Genomic DNA, 20282 nt, shown 5'->3' with positions numbered 1-20282 from the left:
GTTTTCTTAACACTTTCTTAACAGGCTGGAGGGGTCGATGCCGCCCGAAACCCGCTACCTTTCCGCGTTCAATCTTCCTTTGTACCGCTTTTGTATCCTTCATTATCATCCTTTTCCCGTCAGGATTTCGGGGCCGACTTTGTCTGGGGAGCGGCCACAGCCGCCTATCAGATCGAAGGCGCTCACCAGACCGACGGACGCGGACCTTCTATTTGGGACACCTTCACGCACGACAAACGCTGGGGGCGGTTGCGGGACCACGGTGACGTGGCCTGCGAGTTTTACCACCGCTACGAAACCGATCTGGCTTTGTTAAAAAGTCTGGGTTTCAAGGCTTTCCGCTTTTCCCTGTCGTGGTCGCGGATCATGCCCGACGGAACGGGCCGCGTCAACGAACGGGGGCTGGCTTTTTACAACCGCCTGATCGACACCTGTCTGGCGATGGGCATTGAACCCTGGGTTACGCTCTACCACTGGGATTTACCCCACGCCCTCGAAGCCAAAGGCGGCTGGACCAACCGCGCGGTCATTCGCTGGTTTTCCGAATTTGTCGATTGTTGCACCAAAGCCTTTGGCCACAAGGTCAAAAACTGGATGGTACTGAACGAGCCGCTGGTGTTTACGGCGGGCGGTTATTTTGCCGGTATTCACGCGCCGGGTCGGCGGGGGCTATGGAATTTTCTGCCGGCGGTTCATCATGCCGTGATCTGTCAGGGCGAAGGCGGGCGGATCATTCGCCGGAACGTGCCTCACGCCCGGATTGGCACCACGCTTTTCTGCGCCCCGGTCGAACCCCACACGCAGCAGGTGCGGGATGTTCGGGCAGCCGCCCGGATCGACGCGCTGGGCAACCGGCTGTTCATCGAACCCAGTCTGGGGCTGGGCTATCCGGTTCGGGAAGCGCCCTTGCTAAAACAGATCATGACCAAATATGCCAACCTCGGCGATCTGCAACGGGCGGCTTTCGATTTCGATTTTATCGGCCTGCAAAACTACTTCCGGCTGGTGGTGCGGCACGACTGGTTGACGCCGTATTTCTGGGCGCGGGAGGTGAAACCCCACCGGCGGCAGGTGACCGGGACGACCGACATGGCGTGGGAAGTGTATCCGGAAGGGATTTATCAGGTGATCCGCCAGTTTTCGGCCTACGAAAAAGTCAACGAAATCATCATCACCGAGAACGGGGCGGCATTTCCGGATCGGTTGGAAAACGGCGTGGTCGACGATCCGCAGCGGGTGGCCTTCTACCAGGCCTACCTTCGGGAAGTGTTGCGCGCCAAACAGGAGGGCTTCAAGGTCGGCGGTTATTTTGCGTGGTCGCTGATGGACAATTTTGAATGGGCCGAAGGTTACCGCCCCCGCTTCGGACTGGTCTACGTCGACTACCCCACCCAGCAGCGAATTGTGAAACAATCGGGACAGTGGTTTCGGGATTTTTTGACCCAATAAACGTCGACACCTGCCTTCTGCTGGCGGTTTTTGTTTTAGGCAACAAGTTGTTGTTTTAGTGCGGCTTGTGACCCGATGCGATAGCCGTTTGTGTAAATAAATTCGGATCGTAGTGGAAAATAGAAATTTGGGTAGTAATTTTCCACGTCGTAAAATTTACAATTTAACAGGTCAGGGATTACGCCCTTCAATAAATCTTCAATCATTAATCCAATTTGTTTGTTAGTATAGAAGCCCCTGGTTACTCCCGATCCATCCCGCCTGCCAGATGTCAGGCAGTCTGGTGCGGTCGTACTTCCAAGAACCGGCCTTTGTCTGGCTCGCAGAAAATTTGAGGAACCCGGTCGGCTTGTCAACTGATTTGAATTGATGCAAACACCCGTAAAATTTACCAATACCGGTCGGTCGCAGTTCTTTGCCACCGCTCGTCGCCGAGTTGATGCCTATTTTAAGGAAAACGGTATTTCGCCCAATGCCAACTTCGCCATGTGGTTTAAAACCATCTTTTTCTTAGGCGGTTATGGACTCCTGTATGGCCTGATCATTTCCAACCTGTTCAGCGCCTGGACCATGCTGGGGCTGGCCGTTTTGTTGGGCATTTTTGCCGCATTTATTGGCTTCAATGTATCGCACGACGCAATGCACGGTGCGTTTTCGTCCCGAAACTGGCTCAATAAAATACTAAGCAGTAGTTTTTACTTCATCGGGGCCAATCCGTACGTCTGGAAAATTTCACATAACATTGTTCATCATACCTACACCAATATTTTTGGACACGACGAAGATATCGACGTGGCACCGGGTCTGATTCGGCTGGAAGACGGCGAACGCTACCGGCCGTGGCAACGCTACCAGCATCTGTATGCCCTGCCGCTGTATTCGCTGACGTCGCTTTCCTGGGTTTTTCGGAAAGATTTTGTGAAATTTTTCCAGAAGAAAATCGGACAGCACGCCAATCCGCGCCATCCCCGGCATGAATACATCACCTTGTTTGCAACCAAAGCGGCCTACTATTTCTGCTTTCTGGTGCTTCCTTACCTGGTTTTGGATCTGGCTTGGTGGCAGGTTGCGCTGGGGTTTGTCGTCATGCATCTGGTGGAGGGGGCCTTGATCGCCATCGTTTTTCAGATGGCGCATTTGGTCGAAGGAACGTCATTCCCGGTTCCGGTCAACGGCATGAGCATTCAGGAAGCCTGGGCGGTTCATCAGTTGCGCACGACCGCTAATTTTGCCCCCCGGAGCAAGACGGCCGCTTTCTTCTGCGGTGGCCTAAACCGCCAGATCGAACACCATCTGTTTCCCAAAGTCTGCCATATTCACTACCCGGCCATCACGGAAATTGTGAAAAAAACCGCCGAAGAATTTGAGTTGCCCTACCTGGAAAATCCCACGTTTTTCTCCGCGCTGCATTCCCACTACCGCATCCTGAAACGACAGGGACGGCAGGAACTGGCCGAAGCGGCTTGATAACTCATATAAGCACCTGTTTAGGATTTAAAATAGGGCAAAAATGAAGGGAATAATAAATGTAAAATGATGAATGCCAAATGTAAAAGCAGCTCTCAATCCAGCACTTTTACATTTAGCATTCATCATTTTACATTTATTATTCTTTGCAATTCCGAACAACTTCTAAGCGAAAAGGCCACTCGCTAGGCGGCCAGGAAACTCAACGTTCTAAAGCAGGTCTTACACATGCCTGATCACCAGGCGGTTTTTCCGGGTTCAGGGCGTTTGTATTTGAAAATTCCTCCAGAACGCAAACATTTAGATTCAACACGATCTTGTATTGTCCACTGTTTTTCAGGCTTTTTTAGCCCGACTTTGGCTCATGACCGATCGCCCTGCTGTCAACATCCTCTGGTTCAAGCGTGATTTACGCCTGCGCGATCATGCGCCTTTGCAGACAGCCCTCAACGTGAGTAACCGGCCGCTGCTGCTGGTATACGTTTTCGAACCCGAAGTCATCGCCGATCCGAATTATGATCTGCGCCACTGGCGGTTTGTCAGCGAGTCACTGGCCGATCTGAACCAGCAGCTTTCGGAGCTGGAAAAAACCGGGCCGGTGGCTCCTAAATTCAATCACGAGTGGCTTCCCTTTGTGTTCGACGATGAGTCCGAATCGGTTAAGTCACTGGAACCGGAAGGCCCACCCCACATCTGGATTTTTCACCGGAGTGTGCCGGAGGTGTTCGACGTCCTTCACCGGATTTTTACGATCGACACTATTTTCTCCTACGAAGAAACGGGGCTGAAAGTGACCTACGACCGCGATAAAGCCGTGGCCCGGTTCTGTCGTCAGGCCGGTATTTCCTGGCGGGAATTTCCGTCCAATGGCGTGATCCGGGGGCTCAAAAATCGGGAAACCTGGGCGGACGACTGGCAACAAACCATGCGGTCGCCCCAGCAACATCCTGACCTCAGCCGCTGGAAACCGGCTGATTTGCCCGACGAGTGGTATCGGGCCCAGCGCGGTCCCGACCTTCCCCCGGCGTGGCAGGAACCCCACCCGCTGTTTCAGCCGGGCGGAGAACGGAATGCCTACCGCTATCTGAACAGTTTTCTGGCAAAGCGAATCTCGCTCTATGCCCGGTCGATCTCCAAACCGCTGGCCAGCCGTCGGGGATGCAGCCGACTGTCGCCCTACCTGGCCTGGGGCTGTCTGAGCATCCGGCAGGTTTTTCAGGCGCAGTTAACGGCCAAAAAGAGCATCGATGGCATGTCGTTTCGCCGGCAATTCGATGCTTTTGCCTCGCGATTGCGCTGGCACTGCCATTTCATTCAGAAATTTGAATCCGAAGACCGGATGGAGTTTCAAAACATCAACCGGGCTTTCGACGGGCTGCAAAAAAATGAGAACCCGGCGCAGTACCGGGCCTGGCGCGACGGCCAAACGGGCTATCCGCTGGTGGATGCCTGCATGCGTTGCCTAAAAGCGACGGGCTACATCAATTTCCGGATGCGGGCCATGTTGATGTCGTTTTTGAGTCATCATCTGTTCCAGCACTGGCAGGAGGGAGCCTGGCATTTGGCCCGACTCTTCACCGATTTTGAACCCGGCATTCACTACGCGCAGGTGCAGATGCAAACTGGCATGACCGGGACCAATACCGTCCGGATCTACAATCCCGTCAAGCAGTCGCAGGACCACGATCCGGAAGGCGTCTTTATCCGCCAATGGGTGCCCGAACTGGTCAATTGTCCGCTGGCCTACCTCCACGAACCGTGGCAGATGCCGCCCCTGGAACAGATTATGTGCCATTTTCAGGTTGGGATCGATTACCCGGCTCCGATTATCGATACCGAAGAGACGGGCCGCCGGGCGCGGTTGCTGCTGTATAAACCGCGTGAAACCGAAACCGGTCAGGCTGAAATCGAGCGGATTCTAACGCGACACACGATTCCCATGAAAGCGAATCCGTAGCCTTTGGGTAGTGGAAAACCGCTGTGCCAGCGCTTTCATCCTAAAACCGCAGGACGTAATACTGACACAAAAAGGTCTGCCCAAATTCTTCAATAGCGCTCTGATAGGTCGGCTGAAAACCGTTGCGTTCATAAAACCGCATGAGGGGGCCGGGTGGCGTTTGGAGAAGCCAGCACCAAGTAAACGATTTTTTGGCAACCGGAAAAACCGGATTCATTGTAATAAAAACCGCTTGGATTCGTCTATGCCGGTATCAACGCTAGCTTTCGACCTCATGCAAACCGCCCAACGTCTTTCCACTCTCATTCTGCTCTTTTCAGGCACGCTCTGTTTTGCCCAGCAACGTCCCGGCTACCGTGTCATTGGCCACATTCGGGGGCTCCCCGATCAGACAAAAATGTACCTGATCGACGGCGGAAAACGGCAGGTCATCGATTCGGCGGTGGTTCGGCAGGAGCGGTTTGTTTTTGACGGGAGTATGGCGGAGGCTGCCCACACGTATCTGTATGCGGGAAAAGGCAGTGTAAGTCTCAAACTGGCGGACATTCTGCTCGACAACCGAACCGTCGAGGTGGAGGGGACGAAACCGGTTTATGACAGCGTGACGGTCAACGGTTCAGACATCGACCGGCTCTGGAAAGAATGGTGGCGCGAAGATCAGCAGATCGGTTACCAGCGTTTTCGGATCAAACAGGTTCAGGAAGCACTGGTAGCCCAAAAAGATACGGCCCGTGCGGGAATACTGAAGAAAATTATGGATGAAATGACCGACAGCCGAATCGGGCTGTTGAAGTCGTACGTCAAGCGCTACCACAGCACCGCCGTGGGTGCGGCACTGCCAACGCTTTGTACCTTAGGGAATTACTTAACCAAAGCCGATTACCTGGAGATGTACCGGACGCTTTCGCCCACCTGGCAGAACTCCGGTTTTGGCCGGGAAATTCTGGAACAGGCCGCTGTGAAAGGAAAGCGGGTTCCGTAAGTCAGATACCCGGAGAATGAACCCGAAGGGCACAATCCCGCATCGTCAGCTAAACAGAATTGTCAGCGCAATGGCTACGAATGTCAGCACCACCAGCCAGTCGGGTCGTTCGGGACGGGGATTTTTCCGGGCCGGTTTCCCGTATTGGTTGTAATAATTGGCAAAACGGGTAGATCGGGTTTGAAGAGGGCGTTGGAAAAACAGTTGAGACATCATGACGCTGGGGTTGTTTCACGATTCAAAACTGCCCCCAGAAGCTTAAACGCAACTGAATATCTCCTTAGAATTTCCTTAGAAGCCTGTTAAAGTTCATAGGTTACGGTTTGATGAAGCACCGGTCCACCTACCGGTTTGAACGACACCTGCATCAACCCTTTTGTGTTGGATTTTTGATAGGAAGCTTCCTGATCCGAGGTTTTATACGGAATCGGGTTCGTTTCAAACCCCAGCATCTTTTTTTTCAGCGATCCTTCCCCAAACGAAAGCGTTCGGAAACTGGCTTCGGTCAAGGCCGTATCCACTTCGGTCACGGTAAAAACGGAATCCTTGGCGGAAATACCCTGAATTTCAATCAGTAACAGGCCCTCGGCAGTGGTCGGTTTGCCCGCTTCGTCCACCAGCGCAACGGAGACAATCAGACCATTGGACCCGTCTTTCCGCACTTCCACTTCTTTCAGTAATTTGGGCGAATTCTCGTTTTTGCAACCTGTCAGCAGCAGCAGAGCCAGGTAGAAACCGGTAATTTTCATGGGGTCAGTCAGTTAAGGGATTATTCCCCTTACTAACTGCTTTGATTGAAAAACGGCTAAAATTTGTCGGTTTTTCTACTGACAGTCGTATTTATATACTTTTTGTTTGTTAACAATCGATGGATTGCCGGTTTGCTGCAACAGGAGCGAGGTTTCGGTGGGCAAGTCATTGCTGTACTGGTACGTTGCGGTGTAGCCATAGCCGAAATCCTTGTACTGAACCGGATTGTTTGCACTGAGGTAGTGGCTTTTGTCGACCAGCGAAGACACCAGCGGAATGAGCTGAAAAGCGGGCTGGTTGAGAAAGGGCGATTTTTTGTCGTCGTACCGGTATTCTGCATAGAGTCTTTCGGCTTCCTGGTTTTTCGCGTAAAACACCTTGGTCACATTCCCGGCGGCATCGTATTCCATGCGTTTGAAGTAGGTCCGCTGCCCGCTGGGGTCCACCACCGAAATTTTGGTAATGCGGTTTTGCGAATCATACGTCGGCGTTGCCGTTACCGTCCGGGCATTGTCGATGGCGTTGATGGTTGCAATGCGGCCGCTGGCGTCGTAGGTAACGGTATGCTCTTCCGCCCCGAGGTTCTCGAATTGGGAGATGCCGGCCAGAAACCGGGTCACGCGTCCCGTGGCGTTGTAGGTAAACGAAAACACGTTGAACGACGACTGCCGGATGGCGGCCACCCGGTTGTTGGCGTCGTAGGTAATGGACACCGGGCCGGAGTCAAAATAGAAGTCGGGAACCTCATTGACCAGGCAGGTCTGATTCTGAGGATCCGGCGGATCCTTTTTGTCACCACCACACCCGAGCAGGAAAGCAACCGCGGCACAAACGAGCAAAGTAGTTCTGGCTTTCATACGTTGAATGAGTGGAATCGGTTTTGTAAAAATGGGAATTGTACGGGTTATTTCATAGTTCGCTTACTTCGTTTTGACCACTTTGAGTTTTTGCATAAGCCTTTTCCGATTAGCTACCGGAATTTGAATGGGCATCGTATGATTAGTCATATAGAGATGATTCTGTTCAACCCTTTTGAGGTGATGAAGGTTAATCAATATTGACTGTGATACGCGGTAGAAATTAGAAGCCGGAAAATATTGAGACAAATGACTCAAATTTGTACTAATGCAATAGGGGATATCTTTCCCAATTAAATATACATTGGTATAGGCTCTATCAGCAATTAAGTATAGAACGTCGTCAAGGGCAATTTTCTCATGACCATTTTTTACCGGCAAGAACAGTGATCTGGAGGAATCCGCGGGATCAGTCAGAGTCGACTGGAAAAAATGGTAAGCCAGTTCTACCTGCAATACTAATTCGTTAGCCCGGTAAGGTTTAAGCACATAGGCTGCTGGGAGGGTCGCTTTGGCCTCTTGAAACGTCTGGGGGTCCGAATTCGCTGTCAGGTAGAGAATGGGCATCTGATGATGAACCAGCAATTCTTTCGCAGTCGCAATCCCATCGGCTGTTGAACCTTCCAGTACAATGTCGATGAGGGCTAAATCGGGCGGATTTCGCTTAACGGCAGCTAAAGCCTGTTGAGAATCTCGGGCAATGGCCGTGACTTTGTGACCCGCTTCCTCAAGGGTTTCGCTGAGATCCATTGCGGTTATGGTTTCATCTTCAACGATCAGAATTTTTAATGAGGTAGGCATAGAATAAGAGAGAATACCGGACAAGTATACTCAAGAAACCGTAAACATCATCGTAAATACGGTTCCCGAAGATTGATTTTCGCTGCCGGAGACAAACCGGGACATTCCATTCAACTGAACGACCTGGGATTGAATCAGGGACATTCCGAACGAAGCTTTTCGGGTATTCGGGAGCCTATCATCCTGAACCAGCACCAGGCGGCTTACCTCCGCATTTTCGATTCCGGGGCCATTATCTTCTACGGTTAGTTCAATTTTGTTTTTGTGGCGGTGGCAGCGGATGGTAAACCGAGGCAAAACCGTATATGGGAAAGCATATTTACAGGCATTCGTGGTGAGTTCATTAATGACCAGTCCCAGGGGAACGGCCTTATCGGCGGTCAGGTAACCGGCATCAATCTCAAATTCTGGTAGAATCTGATCGTACCCGTAGGATCTTAACACGCCCTGCACCAGTTCGCGGACAAATTCATCCAGATCGACTTGAGCCAGCTTGTCGCCGTCGTAGAGCTTCCGGTGCAGGAGTGCCATCGATTCGATCCGCAACCGGCTTTCTTCCACCGCCTTTTTGGCGTTTTTATCCGACAGGCGCTTGGATTGCAGGTTAAGCAGACTCGATATTACCTGTAAGTTATTTTTAACCCGGTGGTTCTGTTCTTTTAACAATTCTTCGTTTCGGTGATTGATGCGTTGGTTTTTCCGGTATAATTTATAAAAAAAGATGCTGGCGATCACGGCTAAAATAGAAAACAGGGTAGTTGCCACAATGAAACGCTGTTGATTCTCAAGCGCCTTGTTTCGTAAATCGATTTCCTGTTTCTGGGCTTTAAGGAGGGCTTCTTTTTTAGCGGTTTCGTATTCGATACTAAGCCGGGATAGAGCACCTTCGCGGTCGGCCCATAGCCGTTTGCCTTCCAGATCTGTCAATTTTCTGTGCTGATCCAGCGCTTTTTCCCATTGATGGGTTTGCTCGTAATAAGTCAAGAAACAACCGGCAATCATGGCTCGTATTCCGTGTTCATTGAGCCGGCGGGAAGCGTATAAATGATCTGCTTCAGAAATATATTCCCAGGCTAATCTGAGATTGCCAAGCCGTTGATAAACGGTTGAAAGATGAATCAATATTCGAACCTGCCATTCGATATCATTTTTTAATGTAAATAGATTCAATGCTTTGGTCAGATAAGGTATCGATTGCTTCGCCTTGTCTCTTAGTAATAATGCGCCGATGAAGGCATTTGCTTCGGCAATTTTTAGGGTATCCTGAATCAGCGTACTGAGTCGTTCCGACTCTTTATAGCAAAAAAATATACTGTCGTATTCGGCCTTCGTACCCTGACCATTCCAGATGAACTGCCGGATATGACCCAACATACGGTAAGCAATAGCCAACCCTTTTATCGATCCAATCCGCTGGGCTACCTGCCGGGCCGTCAGAGCATAATGCAACGACTCTTGAAAATGCGACTGACGCTGTTCGGTTTCACTCAGCCGGACATACAGTTTTACCAATTCATACGAATCGCCCCGGGGTTCCAGAATCTTTAAGGCTTTCAGAAAATAAGGATGAGCTGACTGATAATTACCCACTTCTTGATATTGCTCACCAAATAAATACCAGCTTTCGGCCAGAAGTAGCGAATCTTTTTCACGCAGAGCTTTTGCTTCTAATTGCCGGACGTGCTGGATTCGGGCCGGATTGACGCGGAGGCCGGGGTGTTCTTGTGCCTGACTTTCGCTAATCGTGAATAGCCAACAGCCGAGTAGAAGGCAGCATTGAGCAAAACGGAGCATTGAGAAAAGTTTCCAGTTCAGGGCATATTGGTCATGACAAGTTACTTCAAGAGTTAGATGATTGCAATCAGACAGTCAAATTTTCATAGAAGACACATTGATGTGAACGAGTATGGTTTTGTAATGGAAGAAAAATGATTGGTTTGGGAAGAAGAAACTGGGGTTTGATAAGTTAGATCTTGCAATGGTGAGCACTAATTTTAAAATTACGAATATAATATTATTCTAGACAGCGAGCGATAAATAATTTGGCAGGGTAGCTCCTCAACTACAAGACTGTTTATTACAGAATAACCCGATTTTTCAATAGATTAATTTATGCAAGGAATAGTGTATGTTAAAAATTGTAACTTATTATAAATCAATGTTTTTTATTGATTAGCATAGCGCTGGTAATGTGATTTAGTGTTAAAATTGAGTTATGTGTGTGTTTGAGTTATCATCATGAGAAATATACTTCAGTTTATTGCTTGTCTTTTTTCTTTTTCAGTACAGGCTCAATTAATTTCGATTAATGCTGGAACGGGCGAATTTAATTTAAATCCAAAATATAAAATTAGTAAAGATGGTATATGCTCTTCAATAAACTTATCAGGGAAAGATAGCCTTACCGGATCTTCACTAGATTTTAATGTCAAAATAAAGAGTAGTTTTCCAAGCCTGATTAGTTTGGGTGTAGCCAAAGTTTTTAGCGGAAAATTTTCTCTGGCCCCTAGTGACTTTTTTCTTACCTACGATTTTGGTGTAAGCTGTTCGACTGACATTTTACATGCATCTGGTTATGTAGAAGCGTATCTTGTTAACCCATTTATAATTCCCCTTAGTTTTGCTAATCCAAGTAATGTTTCTTATGGAGATCAAATAGAAATTTACTCAAAGAAAGGAGTTATTATAGAATTGCCTTTTGAAGCCACTGCTACTCTTGTTGCAGTTCAAACTTTTTGTAATCCAAGTGGAGCCTCAGCATTTGCTAAAGCTAATCTTAGTGTAGCACTTGGTGGACAAAAAGCCACTGCGTATGGAGAGGTTATTTTAGAAGATGGAGAGTTTTTGGCGATGGAAGACGCAAATGATCGGAAGGTCTTAAAAATTTATGTGCCAGAAGGTAAAAGTGTATTCGCACTAAATGTTGAAGGTACTTTATATGCAAAATCAGTGGCCATGGGAGTTGATCCCAAAGCACGAATTGTATGTGGTTCAAATGCTGGTGCAATTTCTAGAAACTCACTAGTTGTAAAAAATTTCACTGGAGAAAATGGAACTCCTTTACCCGAAGGATTGACAATAAAAGGATTAATTTCAGGGATTGATTACACAGGGTCCAGTACTTCAAACAACTGCCCCGACCTTTCCAAAGCCAAAGTTGATACTGTGAATGCTCGATGCGGTCTGGCCAACGGCCGGGCCAGCATTTCGATTCCAACCATCCCGAATGCAACCTTTGAATGGAGTAACGGACGAACCGGGTCGTCGGTATTGGGTTTGGCCAAAGGATCGCATTATGTTATTGTTCGTGATCCGTCGGGTTGCGCACAGGCTATATCGTTTGTTATCGACGACAAGTCGCCTGTACCCACTATAAATTTACCTCCCTATGTAGCCATACGAAAGGGTGAAACTGCAACGCTAAATGCTGCCGATACCACACTAACCGGTTTGACTTATAGCTGGTCAAACGGCGCTACCACGCCTTCGATTGAGGTAACGACGCCCGGAACGTATAAACTCACAGTTACGAATGCCGCTAAATGCAGTTCTTCCTATTCGGTTGACGTTTTTGAAAAAACCGGTTACTGGATTTCCGACGGAAATGTGAAGGCCGACGTCGGCAATTTTTACGATGATGGCGGCCCTACCAAAGATTACACGGGTGACCAAAATCGCCTGGTAACAATTTGCCCTGAATCACCCAATAAATTCATCGTTCTCAATTTTACAGAGGTCGATGTGATCAATTACAATAACCAGGACGTGTTACGGGTTTTTGACGGGTTTAGCTTCGATTGCCCGCTCGATATAAACGTAAATCGCCCAGCTTCATTTACCGCTTCGGCCACGTCAAAAGGCTGTCTGACGGTTTTCTTCCGGGCTAATTCCTACGACATTTCCGGGAGAGGCTGGAAGGCAACCATTACGACAACCGACAATCCCCCGCCGGGTTGTTTGCATGAAATCCGAGCGGGTTCCGGAACATTTACTGACAGCGGAGGGGAAAACGGATCTTATGCAAACAATGAATATAAAGTCTATACGATTTGTCCACCCGAACAGGCTGGTGCCCCAAAATACATAACGCTGGATTTCACGACCGTCGATATTGTTTCTACGTCGGTCTCGCTAGATCATTTAGCTGTATATGATGGGGTTGGTACATCCTGTATTCTGGAAAATAATCTGAGAAAACCGCAAACCTTTACGGCTTCTTCAAATTCTGGAGGTTGTCTAACGGTCGTATTTGATTCAGATAATTCGTCAGTTCGTGAAGGCTGGATTGCAAGAATAAGTACGACCGAAACCGCGGTAAAACCGCCTGAGTATTGCAATTGTGGCACCAATCCAACTCCTTCCAATACCTGTGATGAAGCACCCTTAATCAATAATTTGCAGACCTTTTGTGGCGTTTCATCCATTGATTATTCGGCTAGTATAATCGGAAATATGGCGCAAGGATTTTGTGGGATTATCCACAATAATTCATTTTTCAAGTTTCTGGCTCAAGATACAACAATTACATTCGGTTATCAGTCTCGCGGAGGAACACATAAACTCTGTGAAGGGGTTCAGCTTGCGATTCTTCAACCGGATGGTGCATGTGACTTACCTAAAACGAATTGGAAATACCTGAAATGCCAGAATTTTAATGGCCTCTTTACCGCTGGAAAACTTGATGTAAGCGGGCTAGTGAAAGGGCAGGAATACTATCTGATGATTGATGGGTCCTATGGTAGTGAATGTCTGTATTCGCTAACGGCTGAAAAGGGATTTGCTGCCTGCCCCTTAAAAATGGAAAAAGAAGAAATTATCTGCCATCCGGACGGTGGGTATAGTGTCAGGATTCCCATACGAGGATTAGCAAGTAACCAGGTCTATCGGGTTTATGAAAAAAATAATCTCTACAAAGAACTGAAAGAGACGACTTTTATAGACGATGGAAAAACAACTTCCATCCTGTTTGGACCCTATAAACCTGGTCGGGCTTATCATATCATTATTTCCGGTGGCAACGATTTGGATAAATGCTCGCTAAGTGTCAGTGGTAAAGCGGTTTGCCCACTTCCTCCCTGTGGACTTTCATCGACTATTACAGCCGCCTGCTGGGGTGATTCGGATAATATTACGATAACCGGTCAGATTAGCAATGCAACGTTACCGATCTCGATTGTTAGCGATGTTTATCAGACAATTCTTTTTCCCGATAGTCTGAAAAAAGAAAACATAGTAAATGCAGTCATTAAACGGTCTGCTCTAAACCGTGAAACCGCGTTTTATATTACGGATATCAATATGTGCCAGACTGAACAGATAGTTAAGATTCCGGTATGTGATGATTGCCCTGACGATATTTTACTTAAACCCAATCCTACAGATAGACAAATTTCTTTTTGGTACCCTTGTGGCAGTTTTGAAATATCGATTTATGATATGACTGGCCGTTTTTTTGGTAATAGATCGGCAGAACCTTCGAATGAAACAAATAGCTATTCTGTAAACATTGGTGACCTTTCAAGTGGAAATTATCTATTGAGATTACAAAGTGAAAAGGCTGTTATAACTAAGAAGTTTACAAAATATTAACACGGAAGCCGGGGCTCTATGGCAGAACATTGGTAGGATAAGTGTGAAAAAGAATTAAAAATTAAACGGTCTTACTATGATCCAAAAACTACTTTCTGCTTTCCGTACGATTACCTGGCTACTTCTGCTTGGTTTTATACTCATACAGTGTACAAAATCGGATACGAATCCAACACCGGATGAACCTCCGAAAGATGCCCCTCCGCTGAGCGAGGAGGCTAAAAGCCAGACCGGTTTGATCCCGCTGGACAAAGAGGAATACGAAAAAATACCGTTGTATGTTTCGAAAACCTACAAAGGAGGAAGAAAAGTCGCTAAAACGCAGGTTGACTTTAGCGCCGAGATGCCTCCGGTTGGCAATCAGGGACAGCAAGGATCTTGTAACGCCTGGGCCTCGGCCTATGCGGTGAGGAGCTATTTACACCATAAAGAAACGAAAAAACCGTATGTACTCAATGGCAATCGGGATGACGGTGCGGTTTTCAGTCCGGCTTTTGTGTATAACCAGATCAATAAGGGCGAAGATAAAGGTTCTAGTGTTTCGGAGGCTTATAACCTGATGAAGAACAGTGGCGTCTGTACGATGAAAGACATGCCGTATAAAGATGCCTGGCCCAGTTACAAAACGCAGCCAACAGCCAGCCAGAAACAATCCGCGTTAAATTACCGGATCGCGGGTTTTGGTCGGACGCCAATGACGGAAGAAAGTCTGAAGTCAGTTTTATCGGATAACAATGTGGTGCAGGTCACGATCAAAACCGACCCAAACTTCAACCGACCCTCGGAGAAAGTCGGTGGAGAATTTATTTGGAAAACTTTCGATGCTTCGTCTATTCCTGGTTGGAATGGATTACATGCGGTTGTATTGGTTGGTTTCGATGACTCGAAAAATGCTTTCAAAATCATGAATTCCTGGGGGAGTAACTGGGCCAATCAGGGCTTTATTTGGATGGACTACGGATTGTTAAACAAAGTGGTGGTAGAGGCTTATATCCCGTTTACGGGTCCGGTTTTGGAGCAATTGACCCTCTATAAACCCGTGCCGCCTAAAGGTGATCCGCTGGACCATTTCAAAAATATTCGGATTACCGTGAGCGATAAGCAGGGTGTTTTAGCCGATTCTTGTCTCGTTAACTACCGAACGGGCGAGGTCTTTCAGTTGAAAGATGGCGCTAAATATGCCGATAAAATCGACGGTGTGTTTATGAGTTCCATCTGCCAGGTTTCGGTCATAACACCCGTAACGTTGCAGGGGTGCGCGGTTGGCTGCGGGACAACCCAAACCAGTAAAACGGTGATTGATCAGAAATGGGGCGTTTACCGCAAGGGGAGTTTTGAAACCGGGGCAACGAGTTTTAACGACCAGAGCCAGATTTCGTCGAGCATCTGGGAAAATCTAAAAACCAGCGTAGACATTGATCAGTTGAACTTTGGTAGTTACAACACACCCAATGACACCTACAGCATCGGGACCCTGATTACTTCAAGTTCGTCCTGTAATGCCGACACCTTCGAGACAAAGGTTCTTCGGCGATTTGTGACTCAGGATGGGAAAAAAGGGCTGATGCAATTGACGGGTCGGGGAAAGACCGGCACAGGCTGGTGGATTACATTTGATCTGAAAATTCAGAAATAGATAAGTTGATGTAACCTATTGCTTACTTAACCAACGGGGCACCCTGAGAGATCAGGTGCCCCGTTTTGTTTTGGATGGGTGTGTCATTATGGCAAATATTTTATCGGTTTTTGCCGAATCTCCGCCAAATTGTCCGAAAAACCCGGCTGGCCTGCTCTTTGATAAATAGATTACAGCAACGAAAACGCAAACCGGGCAGGAACTGTTAGTCCGGTAAAGCGTTTAACCCACAACCATGAACTTAACAAATTACACCATCAAAGCGCAGGAGGTCATCCAGCAGGCGGCCCAGATTGCGCAGGGAAATCAGCAGCAGTCGGTGGAAACCGGCCACGTGCTGAAAGCGATTATAGACGAAGATCCCAACACGATGGGCTTTCTGTCGAAAAAAACCGGCGTTAATTCCAGCCAACTGACGTTGGCCCTGGACGCCATTGTGAACGGGTACCCGAAAGTGTCGGTCGGCGCGCAGGGAACCCCCAATATTTACCTCGGAAACGACCTGAATTCAGCTTTGCAACGAGCGACCAAACTTTTGAAAGAGTTTGGCGATGAGTACGTTAGCATCGAGTTGATTCTGTTGGGACTTTCGGGGGGCAAAGACGCCGTGGCGACGCTGTTGAAAGACGTCGGGTTCACTGAAAAAGTATTGAAAGAAGCCATTAAAGAATTACGCGGAAAAAATAATCCTGTGAAAGATCCCAATGCCGAAGCAAAATACCGCTCCCTGGAACGGTACAGTATTAACCTGAATGAACGGGCTGAAAAGGGGAAAATTGACCCCGTGATTGGCCGTGACGAAGAAATTCGCCGGTTGTTGCAAATCCTGAGCCGCCGGACGAAAAACAACCCAATGCTGATCGGGGAACCGGGTGTCGGAAAAACCGCCATTGTCGAAGGGCTGGCCCAACGGATTGTGCAGGGCGACGTTCCCGAAAACCTGAAATCGAAAATTATCGTGTCGCTCGACATGGGTTTGCTCGTGGCGGGTGCGAAATACAAGGGCGAATTTGAAGAACGGCTGAAGGCGGTTATCAAGGAAGTGACGGATTCAGAGGGCGAAATCGTGCTGTTTATCGACGAGATTCACACCCTGATCGGTGCTGGTGCTGGCGGAGGAGATGGTGCGATGGATGCGGCCAACCTGCTGAAACCGGCCCTGGCGCGGGGTGAATTGCACGCCATCGGCGCCACCACGCTGAAAGAATACCAGAAATACATTGAAAAGGATAAAGCTCTTGAGCGACGGTTCCAGACGGTTCTGGTGGACGAACCGGATGTGAAAGATGCGATTTCGATTCTGCGGGGGATCAAGGAAAAATACGAATTGCACCACGGCGTTCGGATCAAGGACGACGCGGTCATTGCCGCCGTCGAACTTTCAAACCGTTACATTTCCGACCGGTTTTTGCCCGACAAAGCCATTGACCTCATGGACGAAGCGGCTGCGAAAATGCGGCTGGAAATCGACTCGGTGCCGGAAGAACTCGACGAACTGAACCGCCGGATCATGCAGTTGGAAATTGAACGGGAAGCCATTCGCCGGGAGTCCGACCGTGACAAGGAAAGCGTTCTGAACCGGCAAATTGAAGACCTCAACGAACTGCGGAACAGCCTGAAAGCGCGCTGGGAGGTGGAGAAACAGTCGGTGAACGAAGTCCGGACGTTGAAAGAACAACTCGATCAACTGAAGTCGGAAGCCGAGCAGGCCGAACGGTCGGGCGATTACGGCAAGGTGGCCGAGATTCGCTACGGTCGTCTGCCCGAAATGCAAAACCGTCTGGATGAGCTGGTTAAATCGGAAGGCGACGGCCAGAACCTGTTGCAGGAGGAGGTGACCGCCGACGATATTGCGGAGGTGGTGGCCAAATGGACGGGTATTCCGGTGAGCCGGATGATGGAGTCGGAACGGGAAAAACTGCTACACCTGGAAGACGAACTGGCGAAACGCGTAGCAGGTCAGGAAGAAGCCATTCAGGCGGTGGCCGATGCGGTTCGCCGGAGCCGCGCCGGAATGCAGGACCCCAAACGACCGCTGGGTTCGTTCATTTTTCTGGGAACGACCGGCGTCGGAAAAACCGAGCTGGCGAAGGCCCTGGCCGATTATCTGTTCAACGACGAGAACTCGCTGGTGCGGATCGATATGTCTGAATTTCAGGAACGCCATGCCGTCAGTCGCCTGATTGGCGCTCCTCCGGGCTACATCGGCTACGATGAAGGCGGTCAGTTGACCGAAGCCGTTCGCCGGAAACCGTACAGCGTCATTCTGCTGGATGAGATCGAGAAAGCGCACCCCGACGTGTTCAATATCCTGTTGCAGGTGCTGGACGACGGCCGGTTGACCGACAGCAAAGGCCGGGTGGCGAGTTTCAAGAACACGATTGTGATCATGACGTCGAACATCGGCAGCCACATCATTCGGGAGCGGTTTGCGCAAATGGAGGACTGGAACCGGGAGCAGATCATTGAAGATACCAAGGACGAAGTCTTTGAGTTGCTGAAACAGACGCTGCGCCCTGAGTTTCTGAACCGAATCGACGAGCTGGTGATGTTCCAGCCGTTGACCAAACGAGAAATCCGCAAGATCGTGGGGCTGCAGTTCAAGCACATTCAGGACCGGCTGGCCGAGCAGGGCATTACCATCGAAGCCGATCAGGAAGTACTAGACAAACTCGCCGAAGAAGGTTTCGACCCGCAGTTTGGTGCCCGTCCGCTGAAACGCGTCATGCAACGGCGCATTCTGAACGCCCTGTCGAAGGAGATTCTGGCAGGCCGGATTCAGAAAAACGCCGTGGTCGGCATGATGATGAACGAAGGCGAAAACGGCAAGGAGGATATTCTATTTTACAACCTCGATAAAGTGATTCCGGCGTTAGACTAACGCGCTGGTACTGGATTGGAAACGCCCGGCTGATGAAGTCGGGCATTTTTTGTTTCAGATTGGTTTGGTCGCTACGCGACCATGGATTTCGTGGAGATCGTTCGGTTGCTACAAACATTGGGTCGCTAACGCGACCGGGGACATACTGAGTAGTTCGGTTTTATACAAACATTTCGTCGCTACGTGACTCGGTTGTGGGTGTTTGCCTGATCGGTCGCGTTAGCGACCCAATGTTTGTAGTAGTGTAGCAATCCCCACCCATCACCCCGTCGCGTAGCGACGAAACCATTTTTTACTGATGTGTGTGGCCCGGTTGGTTTGTTTGCTACGCGACCGGGATTTCGTGGAGATCGTTCGATTTCTACAAACATTTTGTCGCTACGCGACTCGTTTTCGGGCGTTTGGATGATCGGTCGCGTTAGCGACCCAATGTTTGTAGTAAGAACCTTGACCCGCCAGAAACCGAGTCGCATAGCGACGAAACTATTTTTTGCTGATGTGTATGGCTCTGTTGGTTCGTTCGCTACGCGACCGGAGACATGTTGAGAAGATCGGGTTTCTACAAACATTTCGTCGCTAACGCGACGGGAAAATTACCATCTCATTATTTTTATTCTACCGCTTTGAAAATATACCGCGCGTCGAAAGGTACATTGAACTTTTGCAGGAAGGTGGTATACTCTTCCAGAAACGTCATCGTACGGTGGTGCTCTTCCTGATTTTTAATGTAACGCACCACTCGGTCGATTTGAGATTGCCCGTAGGAAAAAGCACCGTAGCCCGACTGCCACTCGAAACGGCCTTTAATTAAACGCTGATCATTCATCCATTTGGAAGAGTCGCCTTTCAGGTCTTGCAGGAGTGCCGAAACCGACTGATTCGGGTTCAGACCCAGAAAAACATGAACGTGATCGGGCATTCCATTGATTGCAAGTATTTTATGCCCCTGATTCTGGACAATCCCGGTCATATAGCGGTACAAATCTTCTTTCCATTCGACCCGAATCAGGCCATGACGGTGTTTGACCGCAAAAACCGTCTGGATGTAAAGTTGGGTGTAAGTGTTTGGCATGACCATCGATAATAACAGGAATTAGACGGTGCCAGGATGGGTATCGTCACCTTGTATGGATTCTTTTTTGCATTTTAAACATAAAAAATAAAAATCGATTGGGGGATTTTTGGTACTAACTTGTCTTCACTGTACCAGACCCTTTGACCGATGCCAGCCAACGCGTTTCCATTCCGGCCCTCTCCCGACCCAAATCCCGGCGGTCCACCGCCACTGCTCAGGAGCGATGCCGCAACCCCGGTTCCGGTGAGTGCCGACAGCGAGTTGTTCATCCGCAATGCCTTTGCCGCTGACCCGAAGCTGGGTTGTGAACTGCTCTTCCGGCAGTATTTCGCGCCCCTGTGCAGCCATGCCATCCGGTTTGTCTACGACCGGCAGGTGGCCGAAGATGTGGTCGCGGATTTGTTCTATACCTTCTACCAGAGAGAACTTTACAAACAGATCAAGGGATCGTACCGGGCGTATCTCTACCAGGCGGTTCGCAACCGGGCCTACAACAGCCTGCGGTGGGAGCTGAGCCGCCAGGAACCGCTGCCCGACGACCTCGATCAGCCCGATCAGGACGCCATGCAGCCCGACCGGCTCTTGCAACAGGACGAACTGTACCGTGCTCTCGAACAAGCCGTTCAGCAACTGTCGCCCCAGCGGCAACGCGTGTTTTTGTTGAGCCGGTTCGAAGGGAAATCCTACAAAGAGATTGCCAGCGAGATGACGCTTTCCCCCAAAACCGTCGAAAATCACTTGTTACAGGCCATTTCAACGGTTCGGCAATTTCTCCGAAATCAGAAACTGATTAGTTATGGGCTGCTTTTGCTGACGGTTTTCGCGTAGCCTCACCGAT

At 49.1% G+C, this 20282-nt stretch carries 15 protein-coding genes; 8 read left to right on the top strand and 7 right to left on the bottom strand.

The genetic code is table 11. The annotated features are described in order from the left end of the window. Positions 1 to 90 precede the first annotated feature (90 nt). The 3 genes from ACS5NO_RS23990 (at position 91) to ACS5NO_RS23980 (ending at position 4873) form a co-directional block, all read left to right on the top strand. Positions 91 to 1449: a GH1 family beta-glucosidase gene (locus tag ACS5NO_RS23990; protein ID WP_439417482.1), complete on the top strand. Its 1359-nt coding sequence runs from the start codon at positions 91 to 93 to the stop codon at positions 1447 to 1449. A 369-nt stretch (positions 1450 to 1818) separates the two neighbouring features. Further along, positions 1819 to 2916 (top strand): fatty acid desaturase family protein, encoded by a 1098-nt coding sequence (locus ACS5NO_RS23985; RefSeq protein ID WP_138990849.1) that lies wholly within the window; start codon positions 1819 to 1821, stop codon positions 2914 to 2916. Positions 2917 to 3280: 364 nt separating this feature from the next. Next, positions 3281 to 4873: a cryptochrome/deoxyribodipyrimidine photo-lyase family protein gene (locus ACS5NO_RS23980; protein ID WP_439417481.1), complete on the top strand. Its 1593-nt coding sequence runs from the start codon at positions 3281 to 3283 to the stop codon at positions 4871 to 4873. Between the two features lie 40 nt (positions 4874 to 4913). Here the strand turns inward: ACS5NO_RS23980 and ACS5NO_RS23975 are convergent, their stop codons facing one another. Beyond that, positions 4914 to 5090 (bottom strand): hypothetical protein, encoded by a 177-nt coding sequence (locus tag ACS5NO_RS23975; protein ID WP_439417480.1) that lies wholly within the window; start codon positions 5088 to 5090, stop codon positions 4914 to 4916. 57 nt (positions 5091 to 5147) lie between these two features. Here ACS5NO_RS23975 and ACS5NO_RS23970 point away from each other — a divergent pair, with 57 nt between their 5' ends. Further along, positions 5148 to 5855 carry a DUF4369 domain-containing protein gene (locus ACS5NO_RS23970; RefSeq protein WP_439417479.1) on the top strand — a complete coding sequence of 236 codons (708 nt, stop codon included), beginning with the start codon at positions 5148 to 5150 and terminating at the stop codon, positions 5853 to 5855. A 45-nt stretch (positions 5856 to 5900) separates the two neighbouring features. On the opposite strand, the gene ACS5NO_RS23965 is transcribed toward ACS5NO_RS23970, so the two are convergent. From ACS5NO_RS23965 to ACS5NO_RS23945, 5 genes are all read right to left on the bottom strand, one after another. Continuing rightward, on the bottom strand, positions 5901 to 6071 hold the full coding sequence (locus ACS5NO_RS23965) for a hypothetical protein (RefSeq protein ID WP_165840955.1): 171 nt from the start codon (positions 6069 to 6071) through the stop codon (positions 5901 to 5903). A gap of 86 nt (positions 6072 to 6157) precedes the next feature. Then, positions 6158 to 6604, bottom strand: coding sequence for a hypothetical protein (locus tag ACS5NO_RS23960; RefSeq protein ID WP_439417478.1), 447 nt, complete (start codon positions 6602 to 6604; stop codon positions 6158 to 6160). A gap of 75 nt (positions 6605 to 6679) precedes the next feature. Then, a complete protein-coding gene (locus ACS5NO_RS23955) occupies positions 6680 to 7462 on the bottom strand; it encodes an RHS repeat domain-containing protein (protein ID WP_439417477.1) in 783 nt (260 codons plus the stop codon). A 63-nt stretch (positions 7463 to 7525) separates the two neighbouring features. Then, the gene (locus tag ACS5NO_RS23950) at positions 7526 to 8263 is read right to left on the bottom strand and encodes a response regulator (RefSeq protein ID WP_439417476.1); all 738 of its coding nucleotides are present in this window, start codon (positions 8261 to 8263) and stop codon (positions 7526 to 7528) included. Positions 8264 to 8293: 30 nt separating this feature from the next. Continuing rightward, positions 8294 to 10057, bottom strand: a complete 1764-nt coding sequence (locus ACS5NO_RS23945) for a histidine kinase dimerization/phosphoacceptor domain -containing protein (RefSeq protein WP_439417475.1) — start codon at positions 10055 to 10057, stop codon at positions 8294 to 8296. Between the two features lie 444 nt (positions 10058 to 10501). On the opposite strand from ACS5NO_RS23945, the gene ACS5NO_RS23940 reads away from it, so the two are divergent. The 3 genes from ACS5NO_RS23940 to clpB all read left to right on the top strand — a co-directional run bounded on the left by ACS5NO_RS23940 (position 10502) and on the right by clpB (position 18369). Continuing rightward, on the top strand, positions 10502 to 13852 hold the full coding sequence (locus tag ACS5NO_RS23940) for a T9SS type A sorting domain-containing protein (RefSeq protein ID WP_439417474.1): 3351 nt from the start codon (positions 10502 to 10504) through the stop codon (positions 13850 to 13852). Between the two features lie 76 nt (positions 13853 to 13928). Then, on the top strand, positions 13929 to 15488 hold the full coding sequence (locus ACS5NO_RS23935) for a C1 family peptidase (RefSeq protein WP_439417473.1): 1560 nt from the start codon (positions 13929 to 13931) through the stop codon (positions 15486 to 15488). Between the two features lie 235 nt (positions 15489 to 15723). Next, a complete protein-coding gene (gene clpB / locus ACS5NO_RS23930; RefSeq protein WP_439417472.1) occupies positions 15724 to 18369 on the top strand; it encodes an ATP-dependent chaperone ClpB in 2646 nt (881 codons plus the stop codon). 610 nt (positions 18370 to 18979) lie between these two features. Here the strand turns inward: clpB and tnpA are convergent. Continuing rightward, on the bottom strand, positions 18980 to 19441 hold the full coding sequence (gene tnpA, locus ACS5NO_RS23925) for an IS200/IS605 family transposase (RefSeq protein ID WP_439417471.1): 462 nt from the start codon (positions 19439 to 19441) through the stop codon (positions 18980 to 18982). Between the two features lie 150 nt (positions 19442 to 19591). On the opposite strand from tnpA, the gene ACS5NO_RS23920 reads away from it, so the two are divergent. Next, entirely contained in the window at positions 19592 to 20272 is a 681-nt protein-coding gene (locus ACS5NO_RS23920; RefSeq protein ID WP_439417470.1) for an RNA polymerase sigma-70 factor, read from the top strand. The last annotated feature ends 10 nt before the right edge of the window (positions 20273 to 20282 follow it).

Source organism: Larkinella fluvii, assembly GCF_051857545.1.
In the GTDB taxonomy this organism is placed as follows: Bacteria; Bacteroidota; Bacteroidia; order Cytophagales; family Spirosomataceae; genus Larkinella.
Note: the sequence above shows the minus strand (reverse complement) of the source record. Positions and strands in the feature narration are given on the sequence as shown.

Excerpts from the sequence above, each read along its gene's own strand:
- ACS5NO_RS23965 (WP_165840955.1), bottom strand. The coding sequence starts at position 6,071 with ATGATGTCTCAACTGTTTTTCCAACGCCCTCTTCAAACCCGATCTACC.
- ACS5NO_RS23950 (WP_439417476.1), bottom strand. The coding sequence starts at position 8,263 with ATGCCTACCTCATTAAAAATTCTGATCGTTGAAGATGAAACCATAACC.
- ACS5NO_RS23935 (WP_439417473.1), top strand. The coding sequence starts at position 13,929 with ATGATCCAAAAACTACTTTCTGCTTTCCGTACGATTACCTGGCTACTT.
- ACS5NO_RS23940 (WP_439417474.1), top strand. The coding sequence starts at position 10,502 with ATGAGAAATATACTTCAGTTTATTGCTTGTCTTTTTTCTTTTTCAGTA.
- ACS5NO_RS23985 (WP_138990849.1), top strand. The coding sequence starts at position 1,819 with ATGCAAACACCCGTAAAATTTACCAATACCGGTCGGTCGCAGTTCTTT.
- ACS5NO_RS23980 (WP_439417481.1), top strand. The coding sequence starts at position 3,281 with ATGACCGATCGCCCTGCTGTCAACATCCTCTGGTTCAAGCGTGATTTA.
- ACS5NO_RS23960 (WP_439417478.1), bottom strand. The coding sequence starts at position 6,604 with ATGAAAATTACCGGTTTCTACCTGGCTCTGCTGCTGCTGACAGGTTGC.
- ACS5NO_RS23945 (WP_439417475.1), bottom strand. The coding sequence starts at position 10,057 with ATGCTCCGTTTTGCTCAATGCTGCCTTCTACTCGGCTGTTGGCTATTC.
- clpB (WP_439417472.1), top strand. The coding sequence starts at position 15,724 with ATGAACTTAACAAATTACACCATCAAAGCGCAGGAGGTCATCCAGCAG.
- ACS5NO_RS23970 (WP_439417479.1), top strand. The coding sequence starts at position 5,148 with ATGCAAACCGCCCAACGTCTTTCCACTCTCATTCTGCTCTTTTCAGGC.
- tnpA (WP_439417471.1), bottom strand. The coding sequence starts at position 19,441 with ATGCCAAACACTTACACCCAACTTTACATCCAGACGGTTTTTGCGGTC.
- ACS5NO_RS23955 (WP_439417477.1), bottom strand. The coding sequence starts at position 7,462 with ATGAAAGCCAGAACTACTTTGCTCGTTTGTGCCGCGGTTGCTTTCCTG.
- ACS5NO_RS23975 (WP_439417480.1), bottom strand. The coding sequence starts at position 5,090 with ATGAATCCGGTTTTTCCGGTTGCCAAAAAATCGTTTACTTGGTGCTGG.
- ACS5NO_RS23920 (WP_439417470.1), top strand. The coding sequence starts at position 19,592 with ATGCCAGCCAACGCGTTTCCATTCCGGCCCTCTCCCGACCCAAATCCC.